An 18,394-nucleotide genomic window follows, 5' to 3' on the forward strand; every position below is an offset into this window, starting at 1 on the left:
GTCCTGGTTCGCCAGCGGCGGCGGGTCGGCGACGCTGCGGGGGAGAGGGCACATCGACTCGGGTACGACCGGGGCCACGTTGGCGGGATGTCGCACACAACTCTGCAGAACGTGGTGTGGCTCAGCACGAAGCGGTGCGCACGCCTGACCTACGGCGTTGCACTTCAAGCACTGGCGGGAGAAGCCGCAGTTGGTTCGGTGCCGTTATCCTTGCCTCGCTGGCTGCCGTCGACCCCACCGCCGATAGGAACACAAGGCCGAGCACCTCCTCACCTATGTCGGGTCGCGGCGGTCCTGATCTGCTGCCGCAGGCTGACCCAAGGGCGTGATGCTCACTAGCATCGCCTCCCGTGATCACCGTCGTCGTTACCATCGCGCTGGCGTTCGCCGGCTATGTAGTCACGTACCTCAACGGCTTGCGCCTGTCGCAGCGTCAAGAACGCCTCGCTCGCTTGAATCGGCAGCTCAGTGATTTCTATGGGCCGCTGTTCGCCCTCACCGAAGCCAACAGCCGCATCTTCAGCGCGTTCATGGAGCGCAACGCTCGTCCTGACGGCAGGTCCCCCTTCGCGCATGAGACAGCTCCTTCCGAGGAGGAACTCGCCGAGTGGCGCTTGTGGGTACGGACCGTTTTTCTCCCGAACATTCAGGCGATGCGCGACCTCGTCATCAAGCGCGCTGACCTCTTGAGCGAACCAGCGATGCCGCCGATTCTGCTTCAACTGTGCGCACACGTCTCCGGCTACGAGATCACAGCCGCCCGGTGGGAGCAGGGGAACTACGAGGAGCACCTGTCCGTGGTGCCCTTCCCCAGCGAGGAGATAGCCGCATACGCGCGGCACGGGTTCGCGGGCTTGAAGCAGCAGCAGGGCCGTTTGCTCGGGTGATTGCGGGACAGCTGGCCAAGAGGAGTGACCTCTAGAGCGGGGGGTTCCGGGCGGCCGGCGGCAGTGGCCAGCCGGCGCAGGCCACCAGTGTGCTGCCGTCCTCGCTGAGGAAGAGCAGAGTGGTCCATGTCCGATCAGTGGCATCGATCAGCCCTGTGCGCACGGGCCGGCCATGCTCGCGGACGAGCTGCACTGCTCGTTCCAGCCCCAGCGGTTCGAGTCCGCGCATCCGCATGCGCCGCAGTCGGTGCTTGAAGACTCCGGCATGCTGGCCTGCGGGTCGTGCCTGGTCCGCCACCCAGTAGGTGGCGCCGTTGCGGAGGGTGGCCAGAGCGATCACGGACGCGTCGTCATCACCGGACAACAGCGATTCCAGTACATGTCGTTCCATGGCTACCCCCTGCGGGATTTACGGATCAGCAGGCAGGTACGGAACCGAGGAACCGCCCCTGCATGGTGGCGTCCCTGGGGGCACCGCCCAGCAGTTGGCATGACCGTAGCTGACCGATCCGGCCAGAGCCACGGGCCAGAAGGTTGGAGGGGGCGGGTGCGGAGCTTTTCGGCGTCCTGGGACCTGGTCGTCCGGGGACGCCTGTACCAGCCGCCCCCCTTGGCCGACTGCGCTCGGGGCTAGCTGACCGTCCACGGGTCCGGAGACGGGCTCAGACCGAAGGTGCGGTGGAGTCGTGCCTGGGTGGCTTTGAGGCTCTTGATTCCTTCGTCGAACGTGTGCCACCCCTGCAACGCCTGGCCGGTCTCTTGGGGCGACTGGATCAGTCCGACCTCCGGCGCCGAATCGAGGACCTCGCGCGCGCCGGCCTCGAGCTGATCGATGGCGGCCGACCAGGCCGTCCGGGTCCTGGGGTCGGGGAGGGAACTGAACAGCCGGGCCGTGGTGAGCGCGTCCATCAGACCGCCGAAGTCCAGTGTCACCAGCTCCATGTCCTCACTGGGGCGGCCCGATTGAGCCTTCACCGCTTCCTTGATCAGGCTGACCATGGCCGTCTCGCCTCCGTACGTGTACCAACTGTTGACGGCCTCGGCGATCTCGGCGGTGGTGGTCGGTGTGGGCGTCGGAGTCGGAGACGGCGATGAGGTCCGGGGCGGCGACGAGGTCGGTTGTGCGGTCGGCGTGGAGCCGCTGGTGGCCCGGTCGGAGCCGGCTCCCGAGCAGGCGCTGAGCAGGACAGCCGTGGCCACCGTGAGCAGCGGCAGCAGTACGCGGACGTGCCCCGGCCGGTGCGTCAGGAGGGCCGCCCGGTGGTCCGGGCGGTGAGCGGGCGGGGTGGCAGCGTCACGCCGGTGCTCCGCTGTACGCATCGTCCGCGTGAGCTGCTGGGTCCTGTTGAACATGGCACTTCCCCTCGTCCGGCATGGGGAAAACAGGCCCCCGTGGTCATCGGAGCGGTCGCCCCGTCTCGACGCTAGGGCGAGGCGATACATTCCACCAGCGACTGGATCGCATGGGAGGCATGCGGCAGAGGAATGGGTCGTGCGGGACGGAAGGGTGGGTGGCTCGTGTTCGACGTTGACGCGCTGCGGTTGCTGGTGACCGTGGCCGGGGCGGGGTCTTTCACCAGGGCGGCGGCCGGCCTCAACTACACGCAGTCGGCGGTCTCCCGGCGCATCGCGTCGTTGGAGCAGGAAGCGGGCGGCCCGCTTTTCGAGAGGCTTCCGAGGGGCGTACGGCTGAACCCGGCGGGCCGGGCCCTGCACCGGCACGCCGTGGAGGTCCTTGACCGCCTGGCCCGTGCGGAGCAGGAGTTGGCGGTGCTGCACAGGGGGCACGGTGGGCTGTTGCACGTAGGGGCGTTTCCCACCGCCAACATCGCGTTGGTGCCCGCCGCCCTGCGCGCGTTCCGTCACGTCCGGCCGGATGTCGAGGTCGTCGCCGTCGAAGGCCGCAGCGGCACGCTGACGGCCCGGATCGCGGACGGGGCGCTGGACCTGGCCGTGGTCAGCGACTACCCCTCCGGGCTGTGCTCTGCCGACGGAGTCGCCACGACGCCACTGTGCGAGGACGAGCTGCTCGTCGCCCTGCCCAGAGAGCACCGCCTGGCCGGAGCCGACGTGATCGATCTGCTCGAACTGCGCGACGAGGCATGGCTGCAGGACGCGTACGGGGGTCGCCCCACGATGCTTGCCGACGCCTGCGGCCGGGCGGGCTTCGCTCCCAGGAAGATCATCCGGATCGCGGAGTGGACGGGAAAGTTCGGTTACGTGGCCGCGGGTCTCGGCGTCGCACTGGTCCCGTCGCTGGCCGCATGGGCGGTTCCGGAAGGGCTTGTGCTGGCTCGCCTCACCGATCCGGCCCTGCGCCGGACCCTGCACATCGCCCTGCCCGCCACCCCGCTGCCGGCAGCGCTGATCCTGCGCGAGTTGCTCCGGGAGGGAGGAATTCGGCCGTCGGGGAAGGCGTCGGACGCCGGTCGCCTGGCCTGAGGCGTCGGGGCGTCGGTTCCGCGTGACGGATGCGTGGCGAGACCCAACGTGTCCTCGGGACAGCGCTCAGGCCTCACAGCCGAGCTGCTCCTGGATTACACCGTTCAGCCATCGCTCCACGAATTCCTGGACCGAAGAGGCCGCCCACCTGCGGCTGTCCGTCTCGTGGTCCCAGAGGAACACCTGATCGGACTGCCCGGGTACGAGGACGATGCCGAAGAGATCGCCATTGCCCGGCACGTCGGAGAAGAAGAGCAGTTGATCGAAGGCCATGTACAGATCGGAGAAGGAACTCCGGAGCTCCAGGTTCCTCTGGGTGATCGTTTGGAGTGGCGACACCAGGTCGTAGCCGTACTCGCCCACGATGCCGTTGCTCTCCCGCAGCACGGAGATCAATTCGGCCGGCAACGGGTGACCCAGGGTCTGTGCAGCGCCGCTCAGCGCGTCGTCCGTGGCCGGAGCGGTGAACCCGACCTCGACCTCGCCTGCATGCCGAGCGATCAACTCTTTCCACATCCGGCGATGATCGTATGGATCCCCAAGGAGGGCAACCACGGGCATGCGGCGATGCGTGCCCATGCGGCGGGGGCCCGGTCAGCGGTTCAAAGGGGCGGAGGCAGGCGTCTCACCGGGCACCGGCGTATGGAAGGGTCGCCGAACCAGTCGCCCTGATCATCTGCCTGTAGGTTCTGGCCATGACCGGTGACTGGCGGAGGGATCGGATCGGGGCTGCTCTGAGCGGTGAGAACCCGACCGTGTTGCGGCGGTTGGCGGCGGGATTCGCGGTGATCGGGGATGTTCAGTTCCTGCCGGGATACTCGGTTCTTCTCGTGGATGAACCGGATGTGCAGCGGCTGTCGGATCTACCGAAGGCAAAGCGTCTGTCGTTCCTGTCTGACATGGATCAACTCGGTGAGGCGGTCGAGCGAGCCTGTCGACGGCTCGACCCGGCTTTCCGACGGGTCAACTTGGAGATCCTGGGGAACACGGACCCCTTCCTGCATGCGCATGTGTGGCCACGGTTCGAGTGGGAGCCGGCCGATGCGGTGAGGGTGCCGGTGTGGCTCTATCCGCGTGATCGGTGGAGTGATGAGCAGTTCAGGCTCGGCCCGCAGCACGATGTGCTGCGAGAGGCGATCGGCAGCGAGCTGGACCAGTTGCGTTCGATGCGCTGACGGCGGGACGGAAGCGGTTGCGGTTGCCTGCCGGGCGGCCACGATCTTCCGGGTCTTGATCGCTCCCGGAGCTGCTGATTGGGTGGCGGGTATGACCGAGCTCGGACCCGTCGCCTGGCCGCCTGCTCCGATCAGGACCGAGAGGCTTGTCCTCCGTGAGGCCCAGGCCCGGGACCGTGCGGCGTTCATAGAGCTGTTGGCGTCGCCTGAGGTGCACACCTATCTTGGCGGTCCCCGCCCTCGTGAAGAACTCGAGCGCGAGATGCCCGAGGTTCCCGAGCGGTGGCCCGGGAGTTTCGTCGTTGATCTCGACGGGGTGATGATCGGGCAGATTCTGCTCAGGCGAGCGCCTTCGAGCCGCCGTTCGGCTGCCGCGGGGAAGGTGGATCTCGGCTATCTGTTTCTGCCGCGAGCGTGGGGATTCGGGTACGCCTCCGAGGCGTGCGCGGCGGCGCTCGAATGGATCGAGGGCGTCCTGCCCGGCGAGCCGGTGGTGCTGACTACCCAGACCGCCAACGTCGGCTCGATGAGCCTTGCGGCAAAGCTGGGATTCACGGAGGTGGAGCGCTTCCGGGCCTGGGATGCCGAGCAGTGGCTTGGTCAGTGGTCCCCGGTCTGCAGCGCGACCGAACCGGAGTAATCGTCCAGTCCTGGGCGCCGGTTGATCAGAAGAAGCCGATCGTGTCCTTCAGGAGGCGACGAGCTTTTGCGCGGCGTGTGGCGCTCTTTCCGTTGCGGTGGAGGGTGACGGGGCGAGGTGCGCTTGGCGCGCGCCGGTGGTGCGGGGCGGAGGTGGGACGGTTCGCCATCGCCCGGATTCGAACCGGGGTTTCCGCATCGGGGCGAACCCGAGTGCGGTGTCCTGGGCCGCTGGACGACGCATGGCCCGACGGACCCTATCCGCCACGGGCCGGCCCGACCACTGCTTTCCCGTCGGGTACGTGCCAAGAGACAGTGGACGGAACCTGCCGGATTCGGACCGGCGCCCTCGCGGTTGTGGAGACCGTCGCCCGCCGGTGGGCGTTCTGTGGGTGCCGTGATGAAGGGGCGGGGGCCTCTTGCCCTGGGGCGTTCAGGACGGCTGCTAACCTCCGGCCTCGTGAACGACAGCGTGTATGTGGGCAAGGCGGGCAAGGACGCGGCACTGGACCGGGGATGGCTCCTCGGGCATTTCAAGGATGCGGGCGACCCGCGCCACAGCGAGGACGTAGAGATCAAATGGGGTGTTCACCCTCCGGGCGACGAGCGCTTGGAGTGGGTGAAGGGCGAGCACCGTACCGCTCTCCTGGTCCTGATCAGCGGTCGCTTCCGCGTGGAACTCCCCGGCCGCAGTGTCCTTCTGGAGGAGCAGGGCGATTACGTCGTGTGGGGGCGCGGGGTCGACCACTCGTGGGTCGCGGAGGACGAATCGGTGGTGCTGACGGTTCGATGGCCGTCGGTGCCCGGTTACGCGGTCGAGAAGTAGCGCCGGGCGCGGCCGCCCCGTTTCGGATCGCTCTTGACCTCAACTTCGCTCGAGGTTTTACGGTGCTTTCACCAGCGATCACACAGGGGGCACCGCACATGACGACGCAGCACGGTTCCGATGCCGAACTCGCCGCGCAGCCGGCCGCGTACTGGACCGGGGTGGCCTATGAGGCGCTCATCTCGTTCATACGGGCGCGGCAGGCCGAACGGGGTTTTACCCAGCCGCAGTTCTGGCTGCTGCGCAACCTCTCGGAGAACGACATCTCACCCGACGGCCGCGGTATGACCATCCCCGGCCTTCAAGAAGCCATGAGCGCCTACATCAGGCCCGAAGACGACCTGAAGGCGGAAGCGGACGTTCTGGTGGGGCGCGGGTGGCTCAGCCTCGACGTCGAGGGGCGGCTGTGGATCACCGAGTCGGGCGAGGAGGCCCGCGTCGGTCTCAAGCGGCACGCCCCGGACATCCGGGCCCGGATCCACGAGGGCATCGACGACGCCGACTACGTCACCGCGTTGAAAGTGCTCCAGCAGATGATACGGAACACCGGCGGGACCGTGTCCTGAGCCGGCCCGGTCCGCCGACGCGGTTGCCGGGCGGTGCAAGCCGGGCCGGGCGTCGGCCTCGGGGCCGTTGTCGCGGCAGGCGTGGGGAGTGCCGCCGTCGCAGGCGGCCGCCCGCCCGGCCTCGACGCGCCGATCGCGTAGGGGTTCTGCACGCGGACGACCGGGGCGATGGCCCGGCCCCGGGCCGGTTGGGTGGTTGGGCGGTGGGGTGTGGGAGTTGCCGAGGCGGCGGGTCAGGGCACGTGCCTTTCCGGACTTCAGCAGGACCTGAATTCCTTCGGCAGGCACCTGGTACCCGGCGCCTGGCACCAGGCACCCGTCGTCAGGCGGCCGTACCCGGGCCGGGCGGGAGGTGGACCGTCATGATCAGGTGGCAGGCTTCGGGGCCCGTGCCGCGGTAGGTGTGAGGGGCGTCGGCGTCGAAGGTGGCCGTCTGGCCGGCCTCGACCTGATGTTCGGTCCCGTCGACCACCAGCGTCATGCGGCCGGAGGTCACGCTGACCGTCTCCACGACCCCGGCCTGGTGCGGGTGGCTGGGGTACTCCTCGTCCGGTTCCAGCCGCCAGCGCCAGACCTCGACCGGGGCCGGGCCCGACGTCGTCAGCATCAGCCGGGCCTCACTGCCCCGCACGCCGGTCCACAGCGGGGTCACGGCATCGGCTGTCACCACGCGGACGCGGCCCTCCGCCGGTCCGTCCATCAGTGCGGACACCGAGACGCCCAGCGTGTCGGCCAGGCGGACCAGGGTGGCGAAGTTGGGGTTGCCCTGTGCCTTCTCCAGGCCCACCAGGGCGCCCTTGCTGACCTGCGCGCGCCGGCCGAGCTCGTCCAGGGACAGGCCGGCGCGGGTGCGGGCCGCTCTGACGTTGTGGGCGAGCGTGCGCAGTGCCGTGTCCGTGCCGGCCATCCGATCACCATCCTTGCGAAGGACCACTGGAATGCACCGGATCCTCGCGGAGAGCCGCTGGAATGCACCGGACCCCCGCGGAGAGCCGCTGGAATGCGGCGGATCCTCGCGGAAGGCCACTGGAAGGCAGCGGGTTCTCGCGGAAGGCCGCTGGAGGCAGCGGGCCCTCGTGAGGACCACTGGAATGCACCGGGCGGTCGTTTGGTTGACACTGAGCGGTCGGTTCGTTGTACCGTGGGGTCGTTCCACTGAATGGTAAGGGATGTGCCCGTGATTGCTCTGCTGCTGGCCCTGGGCAGCTCGCTCGCCTACGGGTGTGCCGACTTTCTCGGCGGTCTCGGTGCCCGCAAGGCCCATGTGCTGCGCACCGTGATGATCGCCGCCCCGGCGTCCCTCGTGGTCGAGCTGCTGCTGTGGCCGTTCCTCGGCGCCTCCTTCAGCGCCGGAGCCCTGGGCTGGGGCGCCGCCTCCGGTGTCGCGTCGGCCGCCGCGTTCGCGCTGCTCTACCGCACCCTGGCCATCGGCCCGATGAACGTGCTGTCCCCCGTGACCGCCCTGGTGTCCGCCATGCTGCCCGTCGGCGTCGGGCTGCTGCAGGGCGAGCGCCTGGGCGTCGCCGGACTGGTGGGGCTGCCGCTCGCCCTGGCCGCCGTGGTGCTGGTCAGCGCCGGGCACGGAGCGGGGGCCGTGCGGCCGTCCCGTACCGCTCTGCTGCTGGCTCTCGGCGCGGGCGCCGCCATCGCACTCCAGCTGATCTTCCTGCACCAGGCTCCGTCCGACAGCGGGGTCGCCCCGCTCATCATCGGCCGGGCGGTGTCCTCGGCCGTCACGCTGGGCGCCGCCGCGCTGATGTTCCGCAGGCTGGGGTCCGAGCGGCCCGCCTACGCGATGTCCGCCGCGGCCGGCGTACTGGACTCGGTCGCGAACCTGCTGTTCCTGCTCGCCGCCCGCAGCGGGGACCTCGCCGTCGTCGCCGTCATCACCGCCCTCTACCCCGCCGGCACCGTGCTGCTCGCCCGCAGCGTGCTGGCCGAACGCATCCACCGCGGCCAGCTCGTCGGACTGGGCACCGCAGCCGCTGCCGTCAGCCTCCTCGCCCTCACCTGAACCCGCCCTCGCCCGCAGCGTCTGTCACGTACCCACGTACCCACGCGTACCTACGTACAAGGAGCAGCATGTTCATCCAGCCCTGGGACGCCGCCCTGGACGCGACCGAATGGCAGACCTGGATCGCCGCGGGCCACGACTTCGGCACGCTCGGCGTCAACGGGCTGCCCGGCTGCCCGCCCGCCGTCGTCCCCACCCACTTCACCACCGACGGCAGCGACCTGCTGATCCACCTCGCCCGGCCCAATCCCGTCTGGGCGTCGATCGAGCGCGACCCGCACGTCACCTTCACCGTCATCGGCGACTACGCCTTCATCCCCGGCCCCTGGCGCGCCCAGCCCGACTCCCCGCCCGCCGACGGCGTACCGACCAGCTACTACGCGGCCGTGCAGTTCACCTGCCGCGCCACCGTCGTCGACGACCCCGAGTCCAAGGCCGAGCTGCTGCGCCGCCAGCTGGCCCACTTCCAGCCCGACGGCGACCACGCTCCCGTCGCCGTCGACCAGCCCCCGTACGGACGTATGCTGCCCGGCATCCGCGGGCTGCGCCTGGAAGTCACCGAGGTCATGGCCAAGTTCAAGTACGACGACCACAAGCCCGTCGAGCACCGTACGGCCGTGGCCGACCGCCTCACCCGGCGCGGGAACGGCCTCGACGCCCCCACCGCGGACCAGCAGCGCCGCCGCCTGGACCGCATCGGCCCCTGGAGGGCCGGATCCGACCGTGCCTGACGCAGGCGCCACCGCTGTACGTACGAAGGAACGGAACCCGCGCTCATGACCGACATCCGCCTCGCCCCCGCCCTCGCCGACGCCTTCCCCGGCACGCGCATCGCCGTCGTCACCGCCACCGGCCTGCGCGGCCACGAGGAATGGCCCGCCACCGCCGCCGCTCTGGCGGAACTGGAGCGGCAACTCGCCGACGGCACCTGGCAGCCCGCCGACGAGACCGACCCCCGCATCGAGGCGTGGCACACCGCGTACCGCTCCTTCGGCACCAATCCCCGGCGCATCCGCCCCAGCGTCGACGCGCTGGGCAGGCGTTTCGCCAAGAAGGGGACCCTGCCGCGCATCAACCCGGCCGTCGACTCCTACAACTCCGCCTCGGTCCGCCACGGGCTGCCGGCCGGGGCCTTCGACCTCGACCGGGTCACCGGCGGCATCGACATCCGCTACGCGGACGGCACCGAGGAGTTCACCCCGCTCGGCGAACCCGACACCGTCGAGAACCCCAAGCCCGGCGAGATCATCTACACGGACACCAGCGGCGTCCTGACCCGGCACTGGAACCACCGCGACGCCCACCGCACCCGCGTCACCGAGGACTCCACCCACGTCGCCTTCGTCCTCGAAACCCTCCAGGCCGTCCGCGACGGGGACCTTCTGGAGACCGCGGCGTCCGAGCTGCGGGACCTCCTGGCCCCGCACGCGGAGGGGACGGCCGTGGACTATCTCGACCCGGGCCGGTCGTCGGTCTCCGTGTGAGTCCGCGCGTTGCGGGCCGGCGGGATCGGCGCCGCCGTACCGGAACCGCACGGGGGTTCGGCGTGCTGCTCGTACGGAAGTTGTCTGCCCAGGCGCGCCAGCGGGGAGAACGCCATGAACAGCGGGGACAGGGCCAGGGCGACGGCGGTGACCAGCAGGCTCGTCCGCAGCCCCCAGTGGCCCGCCAGGTAGCCCCCCAGCAGGGAACCGACCGGGGTCAGGCCCATGCCGACGAAGTTGATCGTCGCCACGACCCGGCCCTGTATCCATGGGGGCGTGATGGCCTGCCGTACGGCCATCATCGTGACGTTGACCAGCTGGCCGAAGGCGCCGAAGAGGAAGTTGACGCCGATGAGCACGGGCAGCGTGACGGCCGACGCGCCGTGCAGCGCCGGTACGCAGAGCATCACGCCGTCCGCGACGACCGCCGAGCACACCAGGACCTTGCCGTAGCCGAATCGTCCCGGCAGCTTCGCCGCCAGCAGCGACCCCACGACCGCGCCCGGGCCCATCGCCGCGAGTGCCAGGCCGATGGCCGCGCCCGACAGGTGCAGTCCGCGTGGAAGGTGCAGCAGATAGACGGTCATCAGCGCCGCGAACCAGAACTGGAAGAGGGCCGAGGCGATACCCACCGCCCGCAGCGCGGTGTTGCCGGCCACGAAACGCAGGCCCTCCTGGATCTGCCGCCGGACGCGGACCGGGCCGTCACCTCGTGCGGGGAGCTGTTCGCGCCCGCGGATCCGCCGGATCGAGACGGACGACAGTACGAAGAAGAACGCGCCGGCGACGACGGCGACCGGGCCGGAGAAAAGCGACACCAGCGTGCCACCGAGCGCCGGGCCACCGATCTGCGCCGCTGATCTGCTGCCCTCCAGCGCGCTGTTGCCTTGCAGCAGCCGCTCGCGCGCCACCAGCCGTACGAGCGAGGCCTGGTACGCCACGTCGAAGAAAACGCTCAGCACGCCGACGAGGAGCGCGACCACCAGCAGTACGGGCAGCCCGAGCACGCCGAGCAGATACGCGGCGAGGACCGTCCCCAGCGCGAGGGCCCGGCCGAGGTCCGCCAGCACCATCACCGTTCGGGCGCGGCGGCGGTCCACCCACGCGCCCGCGAAGAGCGACAGCAGCAGGATCGGCGCCTGCTCCACCGCACGCAGGGCGCCCAGCTGACCGGCGCCCGCGTCGAGCGACACCACGGCGATGAGCGGCAGGACCACCTGCGTGCCCTGCGCCCCGAACTGGGACGCGGTCTGGCCCACCCACAGCCTGCGGAAGTCGGCGTCCCGCCACAGACTGTTCGGAGCCCCGACCCGGTTGTCGCCGGCCGCCGTCACCGCGTGTTCCGTACGGACAGGTCCTGGCGGCCGGGCACCAAGGGCGTGGACGCGGGCGTGGGCGCGGGCGTGGACGTGGGCATGGTTCGGGTGTGCGGTACCGGTGACACGGGGACCCCTTGAGCTGCGGAGGACAGGGAGGGCTCGCCGGCCGGTGCACGGACAGGTGCGCCGGCGGTTCGGGCGAGAAGGGCTCGCTGCGCCGCGGGAACAGGGGCGGCACGCGATGACGGGGCGATACGGCCTACGACGTCAGCGCGTGCCCGGACGACCGGGCATTTCCCACTCCTGCCTCAGGGGTCATGTGCGGTTCGAAGGTTAGCGGCCGGTGTCCCTGCGGGGTAGGCAATTCTCTTCGCCTCCCACACGGCGCAGGGACGGCCCGGGGCCGTGTACGGCCGCGCCCGTGCGGGTCCTTCCCCGTCACCCGTTCGGCCGCGTCGGGTAGCCGTGCCGGGACGGGCCGAGCAGGGTCGGTCTGACGTGCATTCCCACCGGCCAAGGAGTACTCATGGCACAGACCGCGCCCACGCCGGGCACCTCTTCGCAGCCTCCGTCCCAGCCCGGGGGCATCAACCCGTGGGCGGCCGGCGGGGTCATGTTCGCCGGCGTTCTGCTCATGGTCGACGGGGTGCTGGGGGCGATCAAGGGCATCGCCGGGATCGCGTCCGACGACGTCTACGCACGGATCAACAACTACGTCTTCGAGTTCAACGTGACGGCCTGGGGATGGATCCACCTCGTCCTCGGCATCCTCATCGCGCTCGTCGGCTGGTTCATCCTCAAGGGCGCGGGCTGGGCGCGCGGGATCGGTGTGGGGCTTGCGGCGCTCAACATGATCGCCAACTTCATGTGGTTGCCCTACCAGCCGATCTGGGCCGTCGTCTCCCTCGCCATCGACACCTTCGTGATCTGGGCCCTGTGCACGGACCGTTCCCCGCCACGTACGGAAGAACCGGCTCCTGCCGACGCTCACTGCGCAGACCGCTGAAGGGGAGATTCTCCATGTCCGACGAACGAACGAACGAGCTCGTGGAGCTGGCAGCCGAGGCGTACGTCTACGGGTATCCGCTCGTCTTCGACCTGTCGATGGTCGAGAAGTGCCTGCACGAGGGTTTCGGCCCGCTGGCGGCCGCGCCCTTCAACCGGTTCACGCACTCGGACCGGCTGGCCGACGCCGAGGCGCACTTCGTGTCCGTCAACAACGACACCGTCTACTCCATCGCCCAGCTCGACCTCTCCGGCGGGCCGGTCCGGCTGCACGTCCCGGACACCGACGGGGCGTACTACGTCCTCCAGTTCGTCGATGCCTGGACCAACAACTTCGCCTACGTCGGCCGCCGGGCCACGGGTACGGAGGAGGGCGACTGGCTCGTCGTACCGCCCGGATGGGCGGGCACCGCGCCCGACGACGTGCGCGGGGTGATCGACGCCCCGACGACCGTCGTCACCGTCGTCGGCCGCAACGCCTGTGACGGCCCCGAGGACCTGAAGCGGCGGGTCGCTCCGCTCCAGGAGCAGTTGACCCTCACCCACCTCGAACCGGGCGAGCACCCCACCGGCCTGCCCGCGCCGGACGCCGGTGTGCCCGCGGAGCTCCGCTTCTTCGAGCAGCTCAGGGTCTGGATGGCCGACTTCCCGCCGTCCGCGGGCGACCGGGCCTACCAGGACCGCTTCCAGCCGCTGGGGCTCCTGGAGGAGGGGCCCTCGCCCTTCGCCGCCGCCGGGCCCGAGCTCGTGCGCGCCCTGACCGACGGGCTGGCGCTGGGCAAGGAGCGGGTGGAAGCGGCCAGCGGATCGAAGGCCGGGGGCGTCCAGGGATGGTCGATGGACCCCCACCTCTTCGACTACAACGTCGACTGGTTCGGGGTCGGAACCATCGACTCGCCGGAATGGAGGATCGCGGACCGGGAGGCCTCCTACCTGACCAGGGCCCTGGCGGCACGGGTCGGGCTGTGGGGGAACCACGGGTACGAGGCGGTGTACGCGCAGACCTTCCACGACGCGGACGGCGCGCGGCTCGACGGGTCCCACCGCTACGAGCTCCGATTCGAGGAGCCGCCGCCGGTCGAGGCGTTCTGGTCCGTGACCATGTACGACACCCCGGACTACTACCTCGTCGCCAACCCTGTGGGGCGGTACTCGATCGGCGACCGTACCCAGGGCATCGTGTACGCCGACGACGGATCGCTCACCCTCCACATCAGCAAGGACCGGCCCGGCGACCCGGCCGCCGGGGCGAACTGGCTGCCGGCGCCGGAGGGCGAGTTCCGGCCCATGCTCAGGCTCTACATGCCGAAGCGGGAGGTCCTGGAGGGGCGGTACGAGATCCCCGCCGTCCGACGGGTCGGGGACGCGGGCCGGGCGTGAGGCCGCCCAGCCGCCACCCGGGTGTGAGGCGGGCCCGGAAGTGGAAGTGAGGCGGTCCGGCGGGCGCGGGAGGGACGTTGTCAGTGGCGCGGTCCACACTGGACACATGTGCCGAAGCATCAAGACCCTGCGTCCTCCGGCCCTCCCCGAAGAGGCCACCGACGAGGACATCCGCGCCGCCGCCCTGCAGTTCGTCCGCAAGGTGTCCGGCTTCCGCGCCCCCGCCGCGCACAACAGGGAAGTCTTCGACCGGGCCGTCGACGAGATCGCCGAAGCGACGGCCCGGCTGCTGGACGGGCTGGAAGTACGGGGTGGTGTCAGGACGCCGTAGGGACCGGGGCCGAGGCGGCGGCGGCAGCGGCCGCCGCGGGGCGCTTCATCAGGAGTGCGGCGAACGCGCCCGCGACGAACAGGGCCAGGACCGAGAGGGCCGTGCCCAGCCAGCTCGCGCCGAGCCAGTGGGCGCCGAAGTAGCCGAGGCCGACGCTGTAGCCCGCCCAGGCCACGCCTGCCACGGCGGACCACGGCAGGAACTCCTTCACGTCGCGGTGCGAGGCGCCCGCGCCCAGTGAGACGACCGAGCGGCCGGCCGGTGCGAAGCGTGCGATGACGACGAGGACCCCGCCGCCGCGGCTGAGAGCGGCGCCGAGACGTTCCTGCGCCGAGGTGAGGCGGCGTGAACGGGCGATGGCGCGGTCCAGACGCTCGCCGCCGCGCCAGGCCAGCCGGTACGCGACGAGGTCGCCGAGGACCGAGGCGGTGGCCGCGCAGAGGATCAGGGCGAGGACCGAAGGAACCTCCGTCACGTGACGGGCGGCGCCCGCGGCGTCGGCGGCCACGCCGGTGGTGCCGGCAGCGGCGGCCGTGGCGGCCGTGATCACGAGGACCCCGCTCGGCAGCACGGGGAGGAAGACGTCCAGCAGCACGGAGAGGGCGACCACGGCGTAGATCCATGGGCTGCCGGTCAGCGCACCCACACTCTCGAGCACCTTCTACTCCCCGATCAGTAACAACGCCGCGACGTCGCAGGGGAGCGGCAGGAGCGGCAGGGCCAGCTGTACAGCGTACGCCTGCCGTTCACCTGGTGATCCCTATATATGCGCGATGTTGGGCATCTCACGTGCGTCACAGGCGCACCGTGCGCACCAGTTGTCCGGGGCGGCGCGCCTCGGGCCCGCCGGGGAGCGGTTCCCGGCGGGCCCGAGGTTCGGTGATCGGGCCCCGTCGGCCCGGTCGGCGCGGGCCTGTGCGGTGGGGCCTGGGGACTGGTCAGGCGGCGACCGGGGTGCTGGGCTCCGCCGCGCGTTCCTGCTCGCCCTTGTCGGTGGTGCGGGAGGTGAACAGCCGGTCCACGGCCAGGGCGCCGGGGCCGGTGAAGACGAGCAGCAGGAAGGCCCAGCAGTAGACGGCCGAGGGCTCGCCGCCGTTCTCCAGCGGGAAGAGCGCCTCGGGCTGGTGGACCTTGAAGTACGCGTACGCCATGGAGCCGGACGCGACGAGCGCGGCGATACGGGTGCCGAGGCCCAGCACCACGAGGCCGCCGCCGACGAGCTGGATGACCGCCGCGTACCAGCCGGGCCAGGTGCCGGCGGGTATGGAACCGCCGCCCATGGCGCCGCCGAGCACGCCGAAGAGCGACGCGGCACCGTGGCATGCGAAGAGCAGGCCTACGACGACGCGGAAGAGCGCGAGGGCATAGGGCTGTGCCTGGTTCAGGCGTGTGTACATGTGGGGAGGGCTCCTTCGGTCTGGTGGGGACGTGAACCGACTGAGCGCCACAGATTAGGTAGGCCTCACCAATACTTGCAAGTTCAACATTTTGTCGACTGGCTGGAACTCGTCGGGGTGTGATCGGTCAGTACGCGATCAAAGGCCAGCTCCAGCACGGTCCCCGTTTTCCTCGATTTGGCCTGAACCAATGACAGCGAGGCTTTCCGGCCACTCAAGGTGAGCGTCATCAACTGATTGCCGAACCACGGTCCGTCCGTCCTGTGCCACCGCGTCGACGGCGGCCCGGTGCGCCCGTGCCGCGCCAGCAGCCGGCCGAGCATCCGCCCCGCCCCGCTCCAGGCGAAGCGGAAGCCGGCCCTGAGCGGCGCGGGAATGGAGTTGTGCACGGGAGAGCAGGTCAGCTGCAGGACACGGGCGGCCGGTGTGCCGCCGGGGGCAGGAGCGGACGGGATGGGCTCCGCCATGTACGCGTGGTGCACATCGCCCGACAGTACGCATACCGTCGCCGGAGCCTCCGGTCCCTCGGCCACCTCCCGGATCAGCTCCGTCAACTGCCCGAAGGAGTCGGGGAAGGCCGCCCAATGTTCCAGGTCGGAGCGCTGTCGCAGGGACTCGCCGATCCGCGCCCAGCGGCCGTCCGGCCCGCCCCGCTCGCCCCGGCACAGGGCGGCGCTCCACTGCTCGGCGTCATGGATCAGAGGCGGCAGCAGCCACGGCAGCGAGGTGCCGATCAGGAGGTGGTCACAGGATCCGGGGGCGGCCAGGGCCTCCTCCCGCAGCCATCGCGCCTCCCTCGGGTGGAGCATCGCCCGCTGCTGTTCGTCGAGCACCCGGGCCGCTCGGCTGTCCACCATGAGCAGCCGTACTCGGCCGAAAATGCGTCGGTAGCTCCAGCGGGTGCGGGTGGGGTCGGCGGCGGCCTCGGCGGCGAATCGACGCACCGCCTCCGTGCCGTCCGGGGTGGCGTGGACGGCCGCGTGGAGCGGGTCCGCGGCGATCTCGGCGGGGGAGAGGTTGCCCAGGTGCTGGTACACCCAGTACGACATCAGTCCGCTGACGATCCTCTCGTGCCACCAGGAGGTGGCGCGGATGCCGGCCAGCCAGGCGGCGCTGGTGTTCCAGTCGTCGATGACGTCGTGATCGTCGAAGATCATGCAACTGGGGACCGTCGAGAGCAGCCATCGCACCTCGGGGTCTCGCCATGACTCGTCGTACAGGTAGGTGTATTCGTCGTAGTCGGCCACCTCCGCCCCCGGCGGCTCGTCCAGATCGCGCCGGGCCGCCAGTCGGCGCCGGGTCGCCTCCGAGGTCTCGTCCGCGTACACCTGGTCGCCCAGGAGCAGCAGCACGTCCGGGCGTTCGGCGTCGGCGTCGGCGGCGAGACGGGCGGCGAGGGTGTCCAGGGCATCCGGGCCGACGGGGTCGCTCCGGCCCGGCAGGTGGCCGTCGCCGGGCGGCGCCGCCCAGCGGCAGGAGCCGAAGGCGACCCGGACCGTCGGGGGCGCGGCCTCCGCCGCGCCGGATATGGGCGGCGTGGTGATCGTGCTCGGCGGGAACCCGTACTCCGCGGGCGGCCACACCGTGCGGTCGTCGAGCAGTACCTCGTACGGGGTCGTGGAGCCGGGCGTCAGTCCGCTCACCACCACCAGGGCGTAGTGGTGCCCGGCGACCGCGAAGGTGCGGGACGAGCCCGACGCCCCGTCCGCGCAGCGGACTTCGGCCGTGCAGGGCCGGTCCGTCTCGACCCAGACGGTCGCGGTGGAGGCTGCCTCCCAGTCGACGTACCGCAGTAGTGGTCCCAGGCGCAGCCCGGCCATGTGAAGCTCCTCGCGTCGTTCCGTACGGGACGGTCCGGACGTTCCCGGTGGACGGTGCCGTACGGCGGATGCCTACGGCGGGTTCGTACCGTACGGAACGACGGGGGAGTGCGGGGCGGTTCCGGGGCAGGTGTTTCCCCGGCCGGCGCACCGCTGGATGAGACGGATACGGAGGCGGCCGGGCCGGGGAGGGCCCGGCCGCCTGGTCTCAGCAGCCGCTGAGCGCGGACTGCAGGGCGCTCTTCTCGGCCGAGTCGACGCTCAGGCCGTAGTAGTGCTTCACGTGCACCCAGGCCCGCACGTACGTGCACGTGTACGCGGCGCGCGAGGGGAGCCATGTCGCGGGGTCCTGGTCACCCTTGGACTGGTTGACGTTGTCCGTGACGGCGATGAGCTGGGGCCGTGTCAGGTCGTTGGCGTATGCCTGGCGTTGGGCGGTGGTCCAGCCGGAGGCACCCGAACGCCAGGCCTCGGCGAGCGGGACCATGTGGTCGATGTCCAGGTCGGATGCGGCGGTCCAGGTGGCGCCGTCGTACTGCGAGTACCAACTGCCGCTGACGGCCGCGCAGCTGGAGTCCTGCGAGACGTTCGTGCCGTCCCGCTTCAGGACGACCTCGCGGGTGTTGCAGGCGCCCGACTGCGTGATCCAGTGCGGGAACTTGTCCCTGCTGTATCCGGTGGACGAGCCCTCCGCCTTCACGGTCAGCTCGCTCAGATACGTACGGGCGGTGGATGCCGAGACCGGAGTGGGCATGGCTGCCTGGGCGCTGGGGGCCGTGAGCAGTCCGGTGGTTGCGGCGAGGGCGGCGGATGCGGCGAGGACGGCTATGCGACGCGCGTAGACACCTGACATGCGAACTCCCTTGATGTGGGGGGGCGATGGGACCTGACCGTTCGGATCGGCCCGGCCATCGTGGCGGCGCGGGGTTTCCGTGGGGTGGGCGCCAGGTAACAGAGTGGCGACATGGGCACGTCACATCAAGGGGTCTGACGAAGAGCTTCGGGTCGCGGGGGCGTACCGGAGTGCATGCGCGGGCGTACGGAACCGGGGGTGCGGACGTACGGAACGGGGTGTGTGGACGTACGGAACTGAGGGACCGGCAGATCCG

The 18,394-nt window shown here is 70.5% G+C and carries 21 protein-coding genes and 1 tRNA gene; 12 read left to right on the top strand and 10 right to left on the bottom strand.

The window, feature by feature from the left end:
* The first annotated feature begins 350 nt into the window (after window positions 1-350).
* Window positions 351-887, top strand: a complete 537-nt coding sequence (locus EAO72_RS13080; RefSeq protein WP_148017472.1) for a hypothetical protein — start codon at window positions 351-353, stop codon at window positions 885-887.
* A 31-nt stretch (window positions 888-918) separates the two neighbouring features.
* On the opposite strand, the gene EAO72_RS13085 is transcribed toward EAO72_RS13080, so the two are convergent.
* Entirely contained in the window at window positions 919-1,278 is a 360-nt protein-coding gene (locus EAO72_RS13085) for a hypothetical protein (RefSeq protein ID WP_148017473.1), read from the bottom strand.
* Between the two features lie 239 nt (window positions 1,279-1,517).
* Window positions 1,518-2,240, bottom strand: a complete 723-nt coding sequence (locus EAO72_RS13090) for a hypothetical protein (protein ID WP_261991454.1) — start codon at window positions 2,238-2,240, stop codon at window positions 1,518-1,520.
* Between the two features lie 165 nt (window positions 2,241-2,405).
* Between EAO72_RS13090 and EAO72_RS13095 the strand changes: the two genes are divergently transcribed.
* Window positions 2,406-3,329 (top strand): LysR family transcriptional regulator, encoded by a 924-nt coding sequence (locus tag EAO72_RS13095; RefSeq protein ID WP_148017474.1) that lies wholly within the window; start codon window positions 2,406-2,408, stop codon window positions 3,327-3,329.
* A gap of 66 nt (window positions 3,330-3,395) precedes the next feature.
* Here the strand turns inward: EAO72_RS13095 and EAO72_RS13100 are convergent, their stop codons facing one another.
* Window positions 3,396-3,845 (bottom strand): SMI1/KNR4 family protein, encoded by a 450-nt coding sequence (locus EAO72_RS13100; protein ID WP_148017475.1) that lies wholly within the window; start codon window positions 3,843-3,845, stop codon window positions 3,396-3,398.
* Window positions 3,846-4,024: 179 nt separating this feature from the next.
* Between EAO72_RS13100 and EAO72_RS13105 the strand changes: the two genes are divergently transcribed.
* Window positions 4,025-4,504 (top strand): diadenosine tetraphosphate hydrolase, encoded by a 480-nt coding sequence (locus EAO72_RS13105; RefSeq protein WP_148017476.1) that lies wholly within the window; start codon window positions 4,025-4,027, stop codon window positions 4,502-4,504.
* A 91-nt stretch (window positions 4,505-4,595) separates the two neighbouring features.
* Window positions 4,596-5,144, top strand: coding sequence for a GNAT family N-acetyltransferase (locus tag EAO72_RS13110; RefSeq protein WP_148017477.1), 549 nt, complete (start codon window positions 4,596-4,598; stop codon window positions 5,142-5,144).
* 163 nt (window positions 5,145-5,307) lie between these two features.
* Here the strand turns inward: EAO72_RS13110 and EAO72_RS13115 are convergent.
* Window positions 5,308-5,390: transfer RNA gene (locus tag EAO72_RS13115), tRNA-OTHER, on the bottom strand.
* Window positions 5,391-5,603: 213 nt separating this feature from the next.
* Here EAO72_RS13115 and EAO72_RS13120 point away from each other — a divergent pair.
* Both EAO72_RS13120 and EAO72_RS13125 read left to right on the top strand, forming a co-directional pair.
* Window positions 5,604-5,969, top strand: a complete 366-nt coding sequence (locus EAO72_RS13120) for a cupin domain-containing protein (protein WP_148017478.1) — start codon at window positions 5,604-5,606, stop codon at window positions 5,967-5,969.
* Window positions 5,970-6,067: 98 nt separating this feature from the next.
* Window positions 6,068-6,535, top strand: coding sequence for a MarR family transcriptional regulator (locus EAO72_RS13125; protein ID WP_148017479.1), 468 nt, complete (start codon window positions 6,068-6,070; stop codon window positions 6,533-6,535).
* A 322-nt stretch (window positions 6,536-6,857) separates the two neighbouring features.
* On the opposite strand, the gene EAO72_RS13130 is transcribed toward EAO72_RS13125, so the two are convergent.
* Entirely contained in the window at window positions 6,858-7,442 is a 585-nt protein-coding gene (locus tag EAO72_RS13130; protein ID WP_148017480.1) for a helix-turn-helix domain-containing protein, read from the bottom strand.
* 270 nt (window positions 7,443-7,712) lie between these two features.
* On the opposite strand from EAO72_RS13130, the gene EAO72_RS13135 reads away from it, so the two are divergent.
* The 3 genes from EAO72_RS13135 (at window position 7,713) to EAO72_RS13145 (ending at window position 10,033) form a co-directional block, all read left to right on the top strand.
* The gene (locus EAO72_RS13135; RefSeq protein WP_148017801.1) at window positions 7,713-8,549 is read left to right on the top strand and encodes an EamA family transporter; all 837 of its coding nucleotides are present in this window, start codon (window positions 7,713-7,715) and stop codon (window positions 8,547-8,549) included.
* A gap of 68 nt (window positions 8,550-8,617) precedes the next feature.
* A complete protein-coding gene (locus EAO72_RS13140) occupies window positions 8,618-9,280 on the top strand; it encodes an FMN-binding negative transcriptional regulator (RefSeq protein ID WP_148017481.1) in 663 nt (220 codons plus the stop codon).
* Window positions 9,281-9,325: 45 nt separating this feature from the next.
* Window positions 9,326-10,033, top strand: coding sequence for a B3/B4 domain-containing protein (locus EAO72_RS13145; protein ID WP_148017482.1), 708 nt, complete (start codon window positions 9,326-9,328; stop codon window positions 10,031-10,033).
* Here the strand turns inward: EAO72_RS13145 and EAO72_RS13150 are convergent.
* Window positions 9,997-11,367, bottom strand: coding sequence for an MFS transporter (locus tag EAO72_RS13150; RefSeq protein ID WP_261991455.1), 1,371 nt, complete (start codon window positions 11,365-11,367; stop codon window positions 9,997-9,999). The two genes, EAO72_RS13145 and EAO72_RS13150, sit on opposite strands and share 37 nt — an antisense overlap.
* 511 nt (window positions 11,368-11,878) lie before the next feature.
* On the opposite strand from EAO72_RS13150, the gene EAO72_RS13155 reads away from it, so the two are divergent.
* The 3 genes from EAO72_RS13155 (at window position 11,879) to EAO72_RS13165 (ending at window position 14,068) form a co-directional block, all read left to right on the top strand.
* Window positions 11,879-12,358 (top strand): DUF7144 family membrane protein, encoded by a 480-nt coding sequence (locus tag EAO72_RS13155; RefSeq protein WP_148017483.1) that lies wholly within the window; start codon window positions 11,879-11,881, stop codon window positions 12,356-12,358.
* Between the two features lie 14 nt (window positions 12,359-12,372).
* Window positions 12,373-13,737, top strand: coding sequence for a DUF1254 domain-containing protein (locus tag EAO72_RS13160; RefSeq protein WP_148017484.1), 1,365 nt, complete (start codon window positions 12,373-12,375; stop codon window positions 13,735-13,737).
* A gap of 106 nt (window positions 13,738-13,843) precedes the next feature.
* Window positions 13,844-14,068, top strand: coding sequence for a DUF2277 domain-containing protein (locus EAO72_RS13165; protein ID WP_148017485.1), 225 nt, complete (start codon window positions 13,844-13,846; stop codon window positions 14,066-14,068).
* On the opposite strand, the gene EAO72_RS13170 is transcribed toward EAO72_RS13165, so the two are convergent.
* The 4 genes from EAO72_RS13170 to EAO72_RS13185 form a co-directional block, all read right to left on the bottom strand.
* Complete coding sequence (locus tag EAO72_RS13170) at window positions 14,055-14,726, bottom strand: DedA family protein (RefSeq protein WP_148017486.1); 672 nt, start codon at window positions 14,724-14,726, stop codon at window positions 14,055-14,057. The two genes, EAO72_RS13165 and EAO72_RS13170, sit on opposite strands and share 14 nt — an antisense overlap.
* Window positions 14,727-15,006: 280 nt before the next feature.
* On the bottom strand, window positions 15,007-15,465 hold the full coding sequence (locus EAO72_RS13175) for a DoxX family protein (protein WP_148017487.1): 459 nt from the start codon (window positions 15,463-15,465) through the stop codon (window positions 15,007-15,009).
* 83 nt (window positions 15,466-15,548) lie between these two features.
* A complete protein-coding gene (locus tag EAO72_RS13180) occupies window positions 15,549-17,285 on the bottom strand; it encodes an alkaline phosphatase D family protein (protein ID WP_148017488.1) in 1,737 nt (578 codons plus the stop codon).
* Window positions 17,286-17,493: 208 nt separating this feature from the next.
* The gene (locus EAO72_RS13185; RefSeq protein WP_148017489.1) at window positions 17,494-18,138 is read right to left on the bottom strand and encodes an HNH endonuclease family protein; all 645 of its coding nucleotides are present in this window, start codon (window positions 18,136-18,138) and stop codon (window positions 17,494-17,496) included.
* Window positions 18,139-18,394: the final 256 nt, after the last annotated feature.

It is taken from the genome of Streptomyces sp. OR43 (genome assembly GCF_008042275.1).
Taxonomy (GTDB): domain Bacteria; phylum Actinomycetota; class Actinomycetes; order Streptomycetales; family Streptomycetaceae; genus Streptomyces.